Source organism: Faecalibacterium sp. IP-3-29 (assembly GCF_023347335.1).
Lineage (GTDB): Bacteria > Bacillota > Clostridia > Oscillospirales > Ruminococcaceae > Faecalibacterium > Faecalibacterium duncaniae.
This window is the reverse complement of sequence record NZ_CP094471.1, coordinates 2050475-2066304: the sequence shown is the minus strand read 5'-3', so window position 1 is coordinate 2066304 and position 15830 is coordinate 2050475. Positions and strand designations below refer to the sequence as shown.

Here is a 15830-nt window from a genome sequence, read left to right as displayed (position 1 = left end):
ATCCTTGTTGTCCCTCCCGGACAGAGGTATAATTATCATGTAAGGAACCATAAACCACACTTTTCAAGGAGGTATCAAGCGATGCGGATCATTCTGAAACTTTTAGCGGCCCCCTTTGTTCTGGCCCTCACGCTCCTTGTGGCAGTATTGAATTTTGCTTTTTCCTTTGCGTCATGGGTGTTCTGCGCCCTGTCCTTTCTCTGTCTGATCGGAGCCCTGTTTGCTTTATTCACGGGGGATCGCTGGGGCATACAGGGGCTTGTGATCGCCTTTGCTGTTTCGCCCTTCGGCCTGCCCGCTGTGGCGGAGTGGCTCATTGACAAGCTGGACAGTCTCAACTACTCGCTAAAGAGTTTTATCACAGGATAACGCTTTGGGACAATTTGTCCCGAAGCCCCCTGCGGCGGCTGGACGGACAGCCGCCGTTTTCTTTTGGAAGGAGGTGTGCTCACGGCTACAACTTATATCCGGCCCTACAAGGTGGCGGCTGGGAAAGGCGCTGTCCAGACAATGGAGGAACGCTTTAACTATGGGCTTAATCCGAAAAAGCTGGGAGCCCTGTCCTCATACCTCTGCGATCCGGCCACGGCTCCCGCTGAGTTTCTGCTGGTAAAGAGCCAGTACCAGGCGGAAATGGGCCGGGCCGTAGAGCGTGGAGCCCTGTTTTTTCAAATCCGGCAGGCGTTCCCACCCGGCGAAGTAACAGCAGAGGAGGCCAACCAGATCGGCTATGAAACAGCCATGCGCTGGACAAAGGGAAAGTATCAGTTTTTTGTCTGCACCCACACAGACAAGAGCCACCTCCACAATCACATTTATTTCAATTCAACGGCCTTTGACCGCTCCCGGAAGTTCCATAATTTTATCGGCTCCAGCTTTGCTCTGCGGCGGCTCTCTGACCGGGTGTGCGTTGAGCATGACCTCTCTGTGATCCAAAATCCAAAACAGCACAGCAAGGGCCGGTATCTCCATTATGGCCAGTGGATTGGGGAAAAGCCGCCCTCTGCAAAACAGCGGGTGCGGCTGGCCATCGTGGAGGCTCTGAAAAAACAGCCTGCCGATTTTCCGGCGTTTCTGAGGCTCATGGAGGAGTCCGGCTTTCTGGTAAAGCATGGCCGTGGCGGTGTGATCTCCTTTCTTGCTCCCGGACAGGATAAGCCTACCCGCCTGCGGGCATCCACCCTCGGGGATGGTTTTGATCCCGAGGACATCCGGGCTGTGATTGACGGGGAGCGTCCGATCCCGGAGCTCCCGAAGGAGGCCCCAGCTCCTGCCCGTCGTGTCAATCTGATTATAGACATTCAAGAGCGCATGGCACAGGGCAAGGGCCCGGCCTATGAACGGTGGGCCAAGGTTTACAATCTGAAACAGATGGCTGCTGCGCTCCAGTATCTGCGGGAAAATGATTTGATGGACTATGAGGCGCTGGCGGCCAGTACCGAAAAGGCGGTAGAGCGTTTTCACACGCTGTCCGAGGAATTGCGGCAAACGGAGGCGGAACTGGAAAAGACCTCCGGGCTCATGGCGACTACTGTGGACTACGCAAAAACCCGGCCTGTGTTTGACGGTTACAAGGCGGCCCGGTACAGTAAAAAATATCTGTCGGAGCATGAGGCGGAGCTTGCCACTTACCGAGCGGCTCGGGCTACTATGAATGAGCTTTTGGACGGTGCAAAATTGCCAAAGATGACGGATATGAAAAAGTCCCGCCAGGAATTGGCGGGAAAGAAAAAAGCCCTCTATGCGGAATACCGCAAGGCCCAGGCGGATATGCGGCAGGCTGTGGCAATCAAGGCGAACATTGATCATCTGCTCGGCGTGACGGACGGGCGGGAAAATAAGGCTCAGGAGCGATAGCGACAGGCCGCAGACAACAGGCGCATAGCGCCGGGACTTTGGGACAATTTGTCCCGAAGTCCAGCGGGTTTGGGGAGCTCCCCAACAAGCATTTTTGCGGGCCTGCGGCCAGCAAAAATTTCGGAGTGTGGCCACACCCGAATTGCTTGCCAAAACGCGCAACCCGCAACATGGCGCAAAAAAACGGAGGTTACGCTTTCTTTTACGTTTCCTCCGTTTCTTTCGATGCTTTCATCGCTTGGATTGTAGCTTCAACGATTTTCAATTCTCTTTCGTCCAAGGCGTTCAACATGGCATCAATCCGCTTTCTGCACTCGCTCCCGCTATTTTGGGACGGGTAAAAGTATTGATCCACCGATATATCAAACATTGTGACCATCTGATAAAAGGTGTTGAAGCTTGGATGCTGACCATCATTTTCATTATACATAATGGTACGCGGAGCGCGGTCAACAATATAGGCCAGTTGCTCCTGTGTCATACCGCTGGCTTCTCTTGCACGCTTGATGGCGAGCCCTATATCGTGAAAATCAAAGCGTCTTTCATCTCGTTCTATCTTCATAACATCACCTGATATGATTTTACATTTCATGTGATATTATTTGAACGACTGTATATTTCATACTACTGACTATTTAATTTCACATACGCAAAATTGATGATCGCGGAAATGTGAGGTACAATATACCTATAACTTTGGGACAATTTGTCCCGAAGTATGATTACCGGTTTCCTTTTTCTTTTCTGTATCTGAATACAAGATTGATGAATGTAGCGGACAGAGGTATTATAGTTAAAAAATTAAAAACTACACTTTAATCACAAACTTCTCTGTTATAATGGTTTTTGGAGGTGTTTCTATGCAACACATTTTAATCGTTGAGGACGATTTAGATATTCAAGAATTATTGAAAAACTTTTTGCAGGAAGTTGGATACGCTGTTACTCTTGCGAGTGATGGCATTGAGGCAATATCCCTTTTTGCAAGCACACATTTTGACCTGATTTTGTTAGACATTATGCTCCCTAAAATTGACGGCTTTACTGTCTGTGAATTGATCCGCAAGCAGTCACGTGTCCCTATTATCATGCTGACTGCCCTAAACGGAGAGGAGGAACAAATCCGAGGCTTAGATTTACAGGTTGACGATTATATTACAAAGCCATTCTCCATGCCGATATTGGTTCGCAAAATCGGCGCTGTTCTCCGCAGAAGTTCTATGATACCAGAGCAGGAACACCAAACGATTACCTATAAAAATCTCGTTCTGGATATGGACAGTTATACCGCTGTGGTAGACGGTGTTTCTTTTGACCTTACCCAGCGAGAATTTGAGGTGTTAAGGGAGCTTCTGCTAAATCAAGGGCGTGTACTTACGCGGCAAAATCTGCTGGATAAGCTATGGAAATATGACTTTTATGGCGATGAAAGGGTTGTAGATACTCACATTAAAAATCTTCGCAAAAAGTTGGGGATTGACTTCATCCAGACAATCAGAGGGGTGGGATATAAAATTGATAAAGAAAATTAAAGGAAGTCTATTTGCAAAAATATTTGCAATCACTTTTTTGCTGACCAGTATTTGCTGTGTTCTGACATATACCGTCATTTCGTGGCTCGTTCCCAAAACATATAGCACAACACTTGACGCAAGCTTGGAAAATACGGTTTCCTCTTTTATTGCGGAGTTGCAAACCATGTCCCCGTTGGAAAGCGGAACGCTTTTTGATGAGTTTCTTTTGAACAATAACGGGGTATTGCTTCAACTATCCGACGATGACGGTAACGCAATCGAACTGCCCTCACAGGGGGTAAAAGAATTTCCTCGTTTTCTTGATGGAGGAATAGCAACTGAAAATACTGATCCGGCGGCGTATCGGGCAACACATAGCTACCTGTTCTCTTTCGCAGGATCGGACACTGTTTATACATTGACAGTTGCCGGTAGCGCGCATGAGGTTGACCTGCTTAGGAATACTCTGGCAAATGTTTTTATCATTCTATTTTTTGTTATTCTTATTATTGCTACGCTTGCTTCAATGATTTACTCCCGCTATGTTACAAAGCCCGTATTACGACTGAGCGCAGTATCAAAAAATATGTCTGAACTAAACTTTAGCTGGAAGTGTGAAGAAAGTCGGACAGACGAGCTTGGTGTCCTGGCGCATAGCTTGAATGAAATGTCTAAAAAGCTATCTGCCGCTTTGGAAAATCTACAGGCAGCAAATATAAAATTGCAGGCAGACATAGAGCACGAAAAAGAATTAGAACAGGCACAACTTGATTTTTTCTCTGCTGTTTCTCACGAATTAAAAACGCCTATTACAATTATCAAGGGGCAGACAGAGGGGATGATTTTGAATGTGGGCGATTATCAGGATCGCAATAAATATCTATCGCGCTCCCTTGAAATCATCAATACAATGGAGAGCATGGTACAAGAAATACTGACGGTTTCGCGTATGAAATCATCTAAAGTAGGTCTGCGAAAAGAAAAAATGGATTTTTCTGATCTTCTGAAACGGGAATATGCTTTATTTGAGGATCTGATTGTACAAAAGGAAATTGACTGGAACGAGAATATTTCTCCCGCCCTGCAAATCGTCGTAGACAAAATGCTGATACAAAAAGCAATTAACAATATTGTTTCTAATGCCATCTTGTATTCTCCGAGAGGCAGTTCAATCTATATGGACGCATTTTCTAAAAATGGATCGGTAGTTTTCCAGATAGAAAATACTGGTGTGCATATTCCAGAAGCAGAAATTCCAAAATTATTTGATGCTTTCTATAGGATGGAGCAATCACGCAATCGAAAAACAGGGGGTAGCGGCTTAGGACTTTATATCGTCAAAACTATTTTAGAACAGCACAATATAATATATAGCTTGAAAAACACAGACAGAGGGGTATTGTTTTCAATCCGATTTTGAAAAATGCGGGACGGTCAAATTTGATCGCCCCGTATTTTTAACTACACATAAAAAACATATTCGCCACAATGGTATCCCAAACAGTTCTGCTACTATATATTCAGAAACAGAAAGGAGTGTTTCAGAATATGAAAAAACAAAAAATCACAAATCTTTTACTCACAATGGCGCTTTGTGCATCGGCTGTTTTAAGTGGCTGTGCTGCAAGCGCGGCAAACCAGTCAACTACCAGCTCAACACCTTTTGAGGAGGCGAAAGATAGCGGCACTCCCATTTCCTCTGACGAGGCTTCCTCGGTGCAAGCCTACGAGAATGATGAAGTCCTTTCCTCTGAGGAACAGGCCAAAGCGGAGCAAGAACGCCGGGCTGAGATTGCTGAAAAGTATTCTATCTATGAACCGTATGGTATGACATACGACACGGAAAAGGATTGTTTCTTCTATAACGGGCAAGTCGTGCGTTACTTCAAGGATCAGATCAATTCTAATGAAACGAATGGCTTTTCCTATGATGACGGCGTGATAGACGTTGAACCCATTAGAGATGAAGATGGAACTCTGACAGGTCTAAAGCAATCCTCGGACGCTGACTTTAATGCTCGCACCAAAGAGCAGGAGGTATTGAAAGCCGAATTGGAAAAGGCGGGAATTACGGCCGGAAGTGGTAGCTTTGAACAAGGCGATCCGAATTATCGTGATGACAGTCTGGACGCATACACCGAATTTGGCGTTTCTTATGACAAGACTTCTAATCATTGGATGTACGGCGAGAAGCCTATCTATATCCTTTACGACAAGGAGCATTACACTTTTTGCGACAAAGGTGTGAGTGATGGCGTTAGCTTGAATGTTGTTCGTGACAAGGCCGGCAACATTGAAAAGCTGGTTTCTGTGGATAAGGGAGAATTAGAACAGTTTGTGAAATAACTTGTGAATTGCCGGACGACGGCAAAAGAAAAAAAGCCGTCGCAGAGCAGACATATTTTCACGCCCATTTGAAACGGCGGCTTTGATTTCAGAGCCGCCGTTTCTTTGCGTCTACACAAACCAATGACGACTTGCAGGGACACGGTAGCCGATTGGAGGTTATTTTGCCGTGTCCTTCTTTTTATTTCGCAGTATCCATGATCTGCACCAGTTAAAAAAAGCATAGCCCCTCCATCGGAGCAGTCCGGCTTTGAATGTGAAATTAAACAGTACATAACCGATAATATATTTTCGTGCGCTTGTGCGGCCTTGTGTCGCGCAGGCGCATTTTGCTTTCCAGACTTCGAGACAAAGTGTCCCGAGGTGCGGTGCCGTTCTCCGCCGTTACTCCATTTCGTTTCCGACCAACCCCGAACAAACTGAAATGGAGGATTTTACGATGACTACTATCAATCTGAAAGATCTTTATTATTGGTACACGCAGGATCAGCTTATCGAAGTTTCTGACGAGGTTGCCGAGGTATTCAAGGCCGATGCCCGTTATGAAATGGCCTACCAGCGGCGGCTCTCCCGGCACAAGGCGCAGTATTCTCTGGACTGCAATGACGGGATTGAGTATTCCGCTTGCCTGCATGAGCCGACCCCGCAGGAGCTCCTTGAACGGATGGAAACCTTTCTTCGTCTGTGGAACGCTCTCAATTCTCTGCCGGAGATCCAAGGCCGTAGAATTGACGCACATATCATTCTTGGCAAGTCAATTAAGGAAATTGCCGAGGCCGAGGGCGTACATGAGGAGTCTATTCGCCAGTCGATCAAGCGTGGCCTTGAACGCATGAAAAAAACTTTTTGATTTTTTCTTCTTAACCCACTTGGAATTGATGAAAAAATGTCTCGGTTTATGAGAGGAGGTTTTCTTCCTAACGCAAGGGAATAACGGCAACCCTGAGTAAGTACGTGGAGCCAGACGGTGGGTGCGCGGTGACATTTCCCAAAAGAGATTGAGCGAACAACACCAACACTGTAAATGGGCCCGGCCATCCCAAGGCCATGATCCGGCGCTGAACAGGTTGGCTGCCTGTTCCTCCGGGCTTGTCGCTTTACTTGCGTTGAGAGCGCCGCACAGAAAATAACGATTGTCTTTGGACAGGCCAAGTAAATATGTGCGGCGCTCTCTAATATTCAAAAACTATAATAAACCTCGAGACAAAGTGTCCCAAGGTGGAGTAAGGCAACAGGCCAGCATCCCGGTGGTGCTGGCCTGTTGCGTTTCCCCACCAAACAGCGGGAGGCGTTCTATCAATCTGCGAAGGAGGTTTACCGTGAAATTAACTACACAGGAACTTGAACAAATGAGAAGCGTTGACATTGGCGCGGTGGCTGCCGAGTCCCTGCCTGATGTGAGCGGTATGACCTTTGACAATGCGCTTTCCCGAAAGGAGCGCATCTCTCGATTTTTGCAGACTGTCAAAAATCCATACTGCTTTTGCATCGGTGGTGTTGGCGTGAAAATTGAATTTGCTGAAAGCGGGCCATCTCTCCAAGATAAGCTGACGGATTTCCTGCTGCGGCAAAGAAGCGGGCTGTAACTTCGGTTACAGCTCGTTTTGCTTCTTCGAGACAAAGTGTCCCGAAGCGGAGGCATCCTTGTTGTCCTCCCCGGACAGAGTTATAATATAAGTGTAATGTGATAGGGAAGGAGGAACAATGGCACGAGCAAAAAACAGAGGGTATCAGCAGAGTTTCTCTCCCTCTTACACAATCCGCCGCTGGCGGCTGGGCATCTATATCCGGCTTTCAAAGGAAGATTTGAAAAAAGGAAAAGACGATAGCAACAGCGTAAAGAACCAGCGTGACCTACTGAACGATTTTTACCGACGCAACATTGACGAGTTTGAAAGCATCACGGAATATGTGGATGATGGTCATACTGGAACGGACGCCAACCGTGAAGATTTTCAACGGCTCTTGGCGGATGTCATGAGTGGTAAAATCAACTGCGTTATAGTAAAAGACCTGTCCCGCTTCGCACGAAATTATAGCGATGCCGGAAGTTTGATCGACAACCTGTTTGTTCAAATGGGTGTTCGCTTTATCAGCCTTGCTGAGAATGTGGACAGCTACAAGAACCCCGACAGCGTTTCAAATATCATCGTTCCCATTACAAACGTGATGAACGATAATTACTGCTATCAGACTTCCAAAAAGATCCGGCAGGTATTTGATTACAAACGGCGCAACGGCCAGTATATCGGAGCATTTGCTCCTTACGGCTATGTAAAGCACCCAAAGGACAAGCACAGGCTGATTGTTGATCCCGATGCTGCTGAAAATGTTAAACTCATTTTCACAATGCTTATTCAAGGATCATCAAAACGTGCTATCGCGTTGTACCTGAACGAACACGGCGTACCGAGCCCCTCGGCTTACAAGGTACAAAAGGGCTTGCCTGTTTCGACAAGAGGGTATGACGATCCTATGTGGGGAGCCCGCATGATCCACTCCATTCTTACCAATCCGACCTACACCGGGGACTTAGCCCAGGGCCGGAGCCGGGTGAAAAGCTACAAGGTACACCAGATTGAAGCTGTTCCCCGCGAGGAATGGGTGGAAGTGGCTGGAACGCATGAGGCCATTATCGACTATGAAACTTTCGATAAGGTACAGGCTCTCTTACAGCGTGATACCCGTACTTCCCCGAAAGGCCGTGAGGTACATTTATTCAGCGGCTTTCTGAAATGTGCCGATTGCGGGCGGGCCATTACCCGATGCGTTGGCAAGAACAACAATGTATATTATTCTTGCTCAACCTACAAGAACCGTTCCCGGACAGCCTGCACCATGCACTCAATCAAGCATGAACGGCTGGAGGCTGCTGTTTTGTTCGCTGTACAGCATCAGGTACATTTGGCTGTTTCCTACTCGGAAATCGTCACGCAGATCAATTCCGCTCCAATCAAAAAAAGCCAGTCTTACCGACTGGACGATCTGATAGCTGCAAAAGAGCGGGAACTGACAAAGATAACACGCTACAAGCAATCTCTTTATCAGGACTGGAAAGACGGTGAAATCACCCAGCAGGAATACCGGGATATGAAGGCTGACTATGAACGGCAGACTTCTGATATTTCTGCGGTGCTTACCCGGCTGAACGCTGAACGCGCAGAACTGGCAAACGGTGTGGACAACGAGCATCCTGCACTGGTAGCCTTTATGAAGTATCAGAACATTGAAGCCCTCAACCGTGAAATCTTGGTTGAACTTGTGGACTATATCAAGGTCTATGAAAACGGCAATATCAGCGTGAAATTCAAATTTGCTGACGAGCTCCGCAAGATTGCCGAGTACATTGAAATCAACACTACGGAAGATACCGCAGTAGCGGGCTAACCCCCGCTACGAACCCCTTTGACAGTGTGTTTTCCTAATAGGCGCTAATCATATGATTATTCTCCGACAGACAGATTCCCCATCTGGCCCCGGTGGCTCTATCGTACAGAGCTGCCGGGGATTCTTTTTTGTCGGATTGTGTTCTGAGGGGGATCATGCTACAATAAAAGTGCAGACCGGGTCGTGAAGTCCCCGGCCGCACCTCCTCACAAAGCAAGACGGTGGAATGTTTTCTTATGAGGAACCCTGCTGGTGTTGTCGCACTGGCAGGGTTATTTTTGTTTGTAATGCATCACGAACGTCTGGTCCAGAAAACGTTGTCAATTCTTTCTTTTGCGCAGCGCCCGGCACAACTGATGGTTTGGTCTACAAAAGTCATTTCATGAAGAAGATCGAAGGTTTCATCTTTACTTAAATTGATGTGATCTGCAATGCGAGCGGTTTTAACAGGAGCATTGCATGCAATAAAGGAGATGACTTCGTTTTTGAGAGCATCTCTTGATTCAATACTGCGGCGGTGCGCAATATCTTTCAAAAGCTCTTGATAAAGCTGGTTCATTGTAACGTTAGCCTGATTGGCGTTTTCTGCATAGATTTTGGCCTGAGCTTCACTTTCCTTGGCCTCACGCTTTTCTTTTTGCGCAAGTAAAAAAGAGATGAAACTACCAACGGCGCAAACACCGGAAATGATTACAGAAATTACATCAAGTGACATGAAAATTCTCCTTCTAAATTCCGTCAGACTGCCTGGCAGAATTATTTATGTGCAAAAAATTTGATGAACTGATAAGCGGCTGCAAGAATGACCGGGGTAGCAAGTGCTGCGGCAAAAGCAGTCTTGTCCTCTTTTTCGTGCATCTCGTACATTTCCGGGTGGTGGCTGTAAAGTGCCTGTACAATGCCAAAGGCTACAAGCCAGAGGACGAAGGAAAGGACAGAGATGCCAACAATTCCGGCTACAGCGATAGAAGGCGGACATGGCAGAACAAATGCAATGAAGGCGGCCAAGGACAGGCTGGTGAAGATCAGAGCGCCATGGATACGGCTAGCATCGAGTTGCAGGGCGTGAGTTTTTTCAGCTTCAAGTTCAGCCTGACAGGAGTTCAAACATTCCTTGAAATAGACCAGTTCGCTGGAAAGACAAGAAGCGTGATTATACATTGTCCAAAATTTATCTTCATCGTGGGTATGCTCAAAGGTGTCACTGATTTTTTGGAGTTCGTTGAGTTCAGCGAGATATTGCTTGGAATCTTCTGGGGAAAGACTCCCTCTGTGATCGAGCGGGTCATAATCTGAGAACATAATATGCCTCCATATACAATGCAACCGCTTCGGGAAACCAAGGCGGTTATTTTTTGTGCTTCCTTTGCAGCCACGCCATGCGCAGCAGCTTTTTTATAACGTCCGGTGAGAACCAGATCCTCTACATAGTCCAGTGCTTTGGTCTGGCCCTCTTCGTTCAGCTGGTCGAAGTTGTCCAGCAAGGTAGTCTGGGCGGGGGGATTGTTTTGCCCCGCTGGTGTTGCCGCACTGGCGGGGTTATTTTTGTATTATCCTAAATAGTCGTCTAATAAAAGAGCTAATTCGTCAGAAGCACCCTCATCATAGCCAGCGCTATAACCTTCTCTGTAACCGTATTCTTTCCCGGCAACATAGCCATCGTCCCGACCATCGTGATAGCCTTTCTTATATCCCTTAGAGGCAGCATCGCTTTCGGCTTTTTTGAGTTTCTGAATATAAGGTGAATTAGGAACAAGATCTTCAGACAAATAGCCACCACCGGCAAGATAACCAATCAAAACGCAAAGAATGCAGGTGACAATCAAAATGATTGTAATTACCCAATGGGGAAGGTTCGGATGTTTCTTTTGAGGAGTGGAGATTTGAGCTTGTGGTTCTGAAACGATGATCGTTGGAACAGTCTCATCATGGGAAACGGATTTGTCTGCCGTTTCTGTCACCGCTGGTGCATCTTCGGAAACCTGCGTGGAAGTGGTGCTGATGTCTGGCACACTATCGACCAACTTTGCCAAGTCAATTTTAGAGGTAGCAGAATTGGATTCAGGAATTTCATCCACATGAGGAACTGCAGTTTCTTTTGATAGATGAGAGTTCATCCAGAGTGCGGCGATGACAAGAATAATCAGTGAAAGAACCTGAACCGTGCTATCGTTAAGCAGCGGCTCGGAAAGCATAATCGAAGGTTCGATAAAGCAAAGTGCAAAGACAATGGAGAAAACAATGATGCTGGTCAGAAACGAAGAGCGAGGATAGGTGGGCAAAAGTTTGGCGAGGGCGTACATGATCCAGATGGAACACATTAACCCGGTTGAAAATCCGAAACCGTAAGCCACGGCAATATCAGTGGTAACCACACTAAAACCGATAGAAAAAGCGAGGAGGTATACAGAAAAGACGGAGAAACCCAAAAACCAAAAGAGAAGTTTGTGAACGATTTTTTGGCGAGTGGGCCGAACTGCATATTCGTCTATCTTTTCTGGGTGATGCTTCAGATAATATAAAAATATGACCGGAAATACTGCAAGGATGACGCAGATTTGAAACGTTAAGGACATGCTGATTTCCTCCATCATATACAACTTAACCGCTTTGGGTGACCAAGGCGGTCATTTTTTATGCTTCCTTTGCAGCCACGCCATGCTCAGCAGCTTTTTTATAACGTCCGGTGAGAACCAGATCCTCTACATAGTCCAGTGCCTTGGTCTGGCCCTCTTCGTTCAGCTGGTCGAAGTTGTCCAGCAGGGCAGTCTGGGCGGGGGTAAGCTGGATTTTACCGCTTACGGTATCATCAGACAAATCATCGAGAGTATACCCCATGCAGTGAACCACGGCGGAAACGGTGGACAACTGAGGATCTTTTGTCTGGCCTGCAAAAAGTTTGTTCAAGGTGCCTTTAGGCACACCAGATGCTTCTGAAATCTGCTCAATCGTCATACCGCTGTTCTTTTTAATACGGTTTAAGTTGTCGAGCCACATGGTAAAAATCTCCTTTCTGAATCTTTAACCCTATTATAAGAAAAAGAAACTGCCCCGTCAATAATAAATTACCGAATAAGATAAAAATATTCTGAAAGAGGGTTGACTTTTACCTTTAATGGATGTACAATCAAGCCGTAAATTACCGTTAAAGGTAAAATCGAAATGAAACGGAGGATTTGCAATGGACAATTTGAAAGCTGAGATGCAACGGAACGGCCTAACGGTAAAAGACATTATGAGCGCGATTGGATGCTCAGAGAAAACCGCCCGGAACAAGATCAACGGGGAGACGGATTTTACATATCCGGAAGCTGAAAAGGTTCGGAATGTCCTTTTCCCGGGGCTGAGGATGGAATATCTCTTTTGCCAGCGCCGTACCCAGCCCACCGACCCGAAAAAGAGCGAATGAAAGGAAGAAAAGCATGGGATACGAAGAAATTATGGTGGCCATCAAGGACATCAATGGCCCGTGGAGCAACGCGGCCTGCATGGGCTACTGCCTGATCGCAATGCGCCGGGCGGGGCTGAGGCCTACTGTACAGCGCCGGGTGCTGCGGGTGCTGGAAGGGGTGTTCGACGATGTGAGTGTGGAGAAGGCCGAGAAGACCGGATATGCCAATAAGGAGGAGTAAGGAGTGGACCGTTATATGATCGTGATCCCGGCGAAGAACCGGGCATTCAACATGAAGTGTGATGATGGTGACAGCATGAAGCTGGAGACCCTGCAGAAGCTGGTGGGCGGGCCGATCGAGCCGGTGAACAGCGTTCTGAGCGCCGAGTGGGCGCGGGAGAAGGACGTGGACGGCATTCTGCTGCTGGTGAACGAGGAAGGGCTGATGAAGGAGCGCCCCCTGACGAACCAGCGCGCCAGTGAGATGACGGCGGCAGAGCTGGTGGGCCCGGCAGTCGTGGCCGCAAAGCGCGGCGATGAGCTGATCGGCTTTGCAAAGCCTGTGGTGGAGACCATCTGCGCCGAGTGGCTGTGAGGTGCTGCCATGGGCCGAAAGCAGAAACTGCCCTTTGAGCACTGGCAAATTATTGAATTGCTGCACATCGCACAGGACTTTTACTCAAAACCGGAGAATGAGGCTGCGTTTCAAGAGTGGAAGGCGGCCAGAGATGCAAGAAAAGCAAAAAGGCCCGCCGGTGCTGGAACACCGACGAGCCAACCAGGGTGATGGTTTGACAACACATCACCAGAAGTTTAACACAGAGTTGGAGGATTTGCAAATGAAAAAGAAGATCACGGGCAGCGTGCTGAGCGCCGGTGCCATTGTGCTGGGACTGGCTGCAGCAGGCTGCGGCGGGGCCATTGAGAACGCGGCCAACGGCTGGGCAATGCTGGGCTACACGCTGCTGGCCATTGTGCTGGGGTGTGCAGCCCTGGCGCTGGCCGGGCTGGGCCTGGTGGTGGAGCAGCGGAAGGAGCCGCAGAAGATCCACAAGGTGCCGGAGAACACGGTGAAGAAGGCCGTCTGCGGCAGAAAGGCGGGGTAAGGATGGTACGGATTGAAATTAAAAAGACGGTCAAGGGTCAGATGATTCTGGATATGGAAGCTGAGCACGAGGAACTGGAAGAGGTACTGATGTGCGCTGCCCGGTGTTTTGTGGGAACGGCCCGGAGATTGTGCGGCCCGATTTCTGCCAGCCAGGAGTTTGCCGATGAAGCGGCAAGGCTGATCAAAGACATGCTGATGGATACGGAAGGCTTTAAGGTGACCGAAGGGTACAGCGGCAAAGAAGCAAAATTTATTGCCGCGCTGAACGGTATGAATGCGGGGGAACAGAAATGACGCTGGAAGAGTACAAGAACATTTTGATTACCGGGACACCAAGTGATCGGGCACGGGCTATTGCCGAGGCCGGGAACGACAGGAGCCTGACCGACGAGGAGTTCCACGAGCTGACGGCCATGATCAAGGGCGTTGTGCGGCCCGGGCGGCGGAAGATGACCCCGGACGAGGCAAAGCTCTGGGCCGAGGTGAGCCGGATCAACACCCGGTTGAAGGACGAGATGGTGAACGCGGGCTTTGCGGTGCGGGCCCTACCCGGCGACCTGCAGGAGGATGCAATCAACGTTCTTTCCCGCACGGTGAGCGGGATGCTGGGCGACCTGACCGCCATGATGGCAGAGACCGGGGAGCCGTGAGATGGACGGCACCCAGTGTGTACATGTGTTTGAGATCACCCGGAGCCGGTGCCTGAGCTGTGGGGGCCGGAACCGGGCGTGCGGGGAATATGAAGAACGGAGAAGTTACCATGAAAACAAAGATGAGCCTTTCGGCGGAGATGGACCTGACCCAGGACAGCGTGGTGCAGCTGACCTGCTGGTGCGGGCAGATCGCCTTACATGAGCTGTGGGGGCTGGGCCGCACCCGGCTTGACCGGATCACCAGACGGAAGGAGCTGCTGGGCAGCCAGAGCCTGGCTGTGGTGATGCAGCCGGACAAGAACGGGATGCCCCAGACGGAGAAGGCCCGGCGGATGCGGGCGGAGGCAATCCCCAAGGGCGTGCCGACGGAATTCCGGGTGCCTGCGTTGCGGACACCCCGCACCCGGCGGGAGCAGCAGCTGAAAATGGTGGGCGACCGGGCAGCGACCATGGCCTGGCAGCTGATGGCGCTGGCCTGTGTGCAGGAGTTGGGGTTTGGAGCAGACCGGCTGAACAGGCTGTATGCAGAGATGCGCCACAACTATGAGCAGTTGAATGAGTGGGGAAAGACGGACGGGCTGGACGTGGCCATGGAAAAGCTGCGGCGCTGCGCCTGCGATGCCTTGCAGACTGAGGACATCGTGGTGGAGAACGTGGACGATGAAAAGACAGTGCAGACCCTGAGCCGAAGCTACAAGGAGCAGGAAGCGGAGTTTCTGAAGCGGACCGTGATGATGGCAGCGGGCCGCAAGGCCTGCCGCCAGAGCCTGAATGTGCTGAACGAAGAGAGTGTTCGGCAGAAATGTGCGGATGCCATGGCAGCGGCTACCGGAAGCAACCTCTCACCGCTGCGGTCTGGCTATGCCAGCGCATTGCAGAGCTCCCCTGATATGGGAGCCAAGGATCAAGGAGGACGATAAGATGCAGAGTGGATGCAGATGGGTATACACCCTGATGGACTGGGACACCGGCGAGGTGGTGGCCAAGGGCACCAGCGTGGAGCTGGTGGAGCAGGGATATTTTCCCGATGTGAACAAGCTGAGCAGCGTTTGGAATAATCTGGAAAAATGCAAGAACCCCAGCCCGAAGAACTACCGGTGGAAGATGGAGCGGAAGAGCACCAAGGACGACCGGGTGGAGAGGGCCCGGGCAGAAGGCCTGAGCGCGGACGAGCGGGCCGAGACCCGGATGGTGCGGGTGTACAGCTGCTACGGTGCGGACGGCACCCTGCTGGGCAAGGGCACGGCGGCAGAGCTGAAGGAAAAGGGACTGTTTGGCAGCGAAGGCACGGTGCACGAGTGCTACCGCAAGCGGGGCGGCGTGTACAAGCCCGGCGGCGTTACGCGGATGGAGATGGAGCTGTGCCAGAAACGGATCCGGCACCCCATGAAGCTGCCGGATCAGCCAGCAAAGGTGAAGCGCAAGCCAATTGGCGGCGTGATCGACCCCAGCGCCCTGGCCTACGATGTGCACGACCTGATGATCTACAACGAGAAGGCCCAAAAAATTGGAAAGCCGGAGCTGACCTACTGCTACTGGGCGGAAAAAGGAAAGCCAGCCACGCCTTAAACACC

The 15830-nt window shown here is 49.5% G+C and carries 21 protein-coding genes; 16 read left to right on the top strand and 5 right to left on the bottom strand.

Annotated elements, in window-relative coordinates:
- Positions 1–81 precede the first annotated feature (81 nt).
- Positions 82–369, top strand: coding sequence for a CD1845 family protein (locus tag MTP40_RS09900; protein ID WP_055246214.1), 288 nt, complete (start codon positions 82–84; stop codon positions 367–369).
- 141 nt (positions 370–510) lie between these two features.
- Positions 511–1857, top strand: a complete 1347-nt coding sequence (locus MTP40_RS09895; RefSeq protein WP_249260095.1) for a relaxase/mobilization nuclease domain-containing protein — start codon at positions 511–513, stop codon at positions 1855–1857.
- Between the two features lie 202 nt (positions 1858–2059).
- Here MTP40_RS09895 and MTP40_RS09890 read toward each other — a convergent pair whose 3' ends face one another.
- Positions 2060–2419: a helix-turn-helix domain-containing protein gene (locus MTP40_RS09890; RefSeq protein WP_054754179.1), complete on the bottom strand. Its 360-nt coding sequence runs from the start codon at positions 2417–2419 to the stop codon at positions 2060–2062.
- 298 nt (positions 2420–2717) lie between these two features.
- On the opposite strand from MTP40_RS09890, the gene MTP40_RS09885 reads away from it, so the two are divergent.
- From MTP40_RS09885 to MTP40_RS09860, 6 genes are all read left to right on the top strand, one after another.
- On the top strand, positions 2718–3389 hold the full coding sequence (locus MTP40_RS09885; protein ID WP_249259291.1) for a response regulator transcription factor: 672 nt from the start codon (positions 2718–2720) through the stop codon (positions 3387–3389).
- Positions 3373–4791, top strand: coding sequence for a HAMP domain-containing sensor histidine kinase (locus tag MTP40_RS09880; RefSeq protein WP_249259290.1), 1419 nt, complete (start codon positions 3373–3375; stop codon positions 4789–4791). Before MTP40_RS09885 ends, MTP40_RS09880 begins: the two co-directional genes overlap by 17 nt.
- Before the next feature lie 128 nt (positions 4792–4919).
- Complete coding sequence (locus tag MTP40_RS09875) at positions 4920–5717, top strand: hypothetical protein (protein ID WP_249259289.1); 798 nt, start codon at positions 4920–4922, stop codon at positions 5715–5717.
- 439 nt (positions 5718–6156) lie between these two features.
- Entirely contained in the window at positions 6157–6567 is a 411-nt protein-coding gene (locus tag MTP40_RS09870) for a sigma-70 family RNA polymerase sigma factor (protein ID WP_249259288.1), read from the top strand.
- 469 nt (positions 6568–7036) lie between these two features.
- Complete coding sequence (locus MTP40_RS09865) at positions 7037–7303, top strand: DUF6870 family protein (RefSeq protein ID WP_007884026.1); 267 nt, start codon at positions 7037–7039, stop codon at positions 7301–7303.
- Between the two features lie 118 nt (positions 7304–7421).
- Positions 7422–9104 carry a recombinase family protein gene (locus MTP40_RS09860; RefSeq protein ID WP_117804795.1) on the top strand — a complete coding sequence of 561 codons (1683 nt, stop codon included), beginning with the start codon at positions 7422–7424 and terminating at the stop codon, positions 9102–9104.
- A 292-nt stretch (positions 9105–9396) separates the two neighbouring features.
- Here MTP40_RS09860 and MTP40_RS09855 read toward each other — a convergent pair whose 3' ends face one another.
- The 4 genes from MTP40_RS09855 to MTP40_RS09840 form a co-directional block, all read right to left on the bottom strand.
- Entirely contained in the window at positions 9397–9819 is a 423-nt protein-coding gene (locus MTP40_RS09855) for a hypothetical protein (protein ID WP_249259287.1), read from the bottom strand.
- 41 nt (positions 9820–9860) lie between these two features.
- Positions 9861–10406 carry a hypothetical protein gene (locus MTP40_RS09850; protein ID WP_249259286.1) on the bottom strand — a complete coding sequence of 182 codons (546 nt, stop codon included), beginning with the start codon at positions 10404–10406 and terminating at the stop codon, positions 9861–9863.
- Between the two features lie 248 nt (positions 10407–10654).
- Entirely contained in the window at positions 10655–11680 is a 1026-nt protein-coding gene (locus tag MTP40_RS09845; RefSeq protein WP_249259285.1) for a Yae1 family protein, read from the bottom strand.
- Positions 11681–11738: 58 nt separating this feature from the next.
- Complete coding sequence (locus MTP40_RS09840; protein WP_249259284.1) at positions 11739–12101, bottom strand: helix-turn-helix domain-containing protein; 363 nt, start codon at positions 12099–12101, stop codon at positions 11739–11741.
- A 425-nt stretch (positions 12102–12526) separates the two neighbouring features.
- Here MTP40_RS09840 and MTP40_RS09835 point away from each other — a divergent pair, with 425 nt between their 5' ends.
- From MTP40_RS09835 to MTP40_RS09800, 8 genes are all read left to right on the top strand, one after another.
- Positions 12527–12736: a hypothetical protein gene (locus tag MTP40_RS09835; protein WP_249259283.1), complete on the top strand. Its 210-nt coding sequence runs from the start codon at positions 12527–12529 to the stop codon at positions 12734–12736.
- A 3-nt stretch (positions 12737–12739) separates the two neighbouring features.
- Positions 12740–13090, top strand: coding sequence for a DUF3846 domain-containing protein (locus MTP40_RS09830; RefSeq protein WP_249259282.1), 351 nt, complete (start codon positions 12740–12742; stop codon positions 13088–13090).
- 9 nt (positions 13091–13099) lie between these two features.
- The gene (locus tag MTP40_RS09825; protein ID WP_249259281.1) at positions 13100–13282 is read left to right on the top strand and encodes a hypothetical protein; all 183 of its coding nucleotides are present in this window, start codon (positions 13100–13102) and stop codon (positions 13280–13282) included.
- Between the two features lie 52 nt (positions 13283–13334).
- Entirely contained in the window at positions 13335–13601 is a 267-nt protein-coding gene (locus MTP40_RS09820) for a hypothetical protein (RefSeq protein WP_249259280.1), read from the top strand.
- Between the two features lie 2 nt (positions 13602–13603).
- Complete coding sequence (locus MTP40_RS09815) at positions 13604–13897, top strand: hypothetical protein (protein WP_249259279.1); 294 nt, start codon at positions 13604–13606, stop codon at positions 13895–13897.
- Complete coding sequence (locus MTP40_RS09810) at positions 13894–14253, top strand: hypothetical protein (protein ID WP_249259278.1); 360 nt, start codon at positions 13894–13896, stop codon at positions 14251–14253. The genes MTP40_RS09815 and MTP40_RS09810 overlap by 4 nt, the downstream gene beginning before the upstream one ends.
- A 110-nt stretch (positions 14254–14363) precedes the next feature.
- The gene (locus MTP40_RS09805) at positions 14364–15176 is read left to right on the top strand and encodes a hypothetical protein (RefSeq protein WP_249259277.1); all 813 of its coding nucleotides are present in this window, start codon (positions 14364–14366) and stop codon (positions 15174–15176) included.
- A 1-nt stretch (position 15177) separates the two neighbouring features.
- Positions 15178–15825, top strand: coding sequence for a hypothetical protein (locus MTP40_RS09800; RefSeq protein ID WP_249259276.1), 648 nt, complete (start codon positions 15178–15180; stop codon positions 15823–15825).
- The last annotated feature ends 5 nt before the right edge of the window (positions 15826–15830 follow it).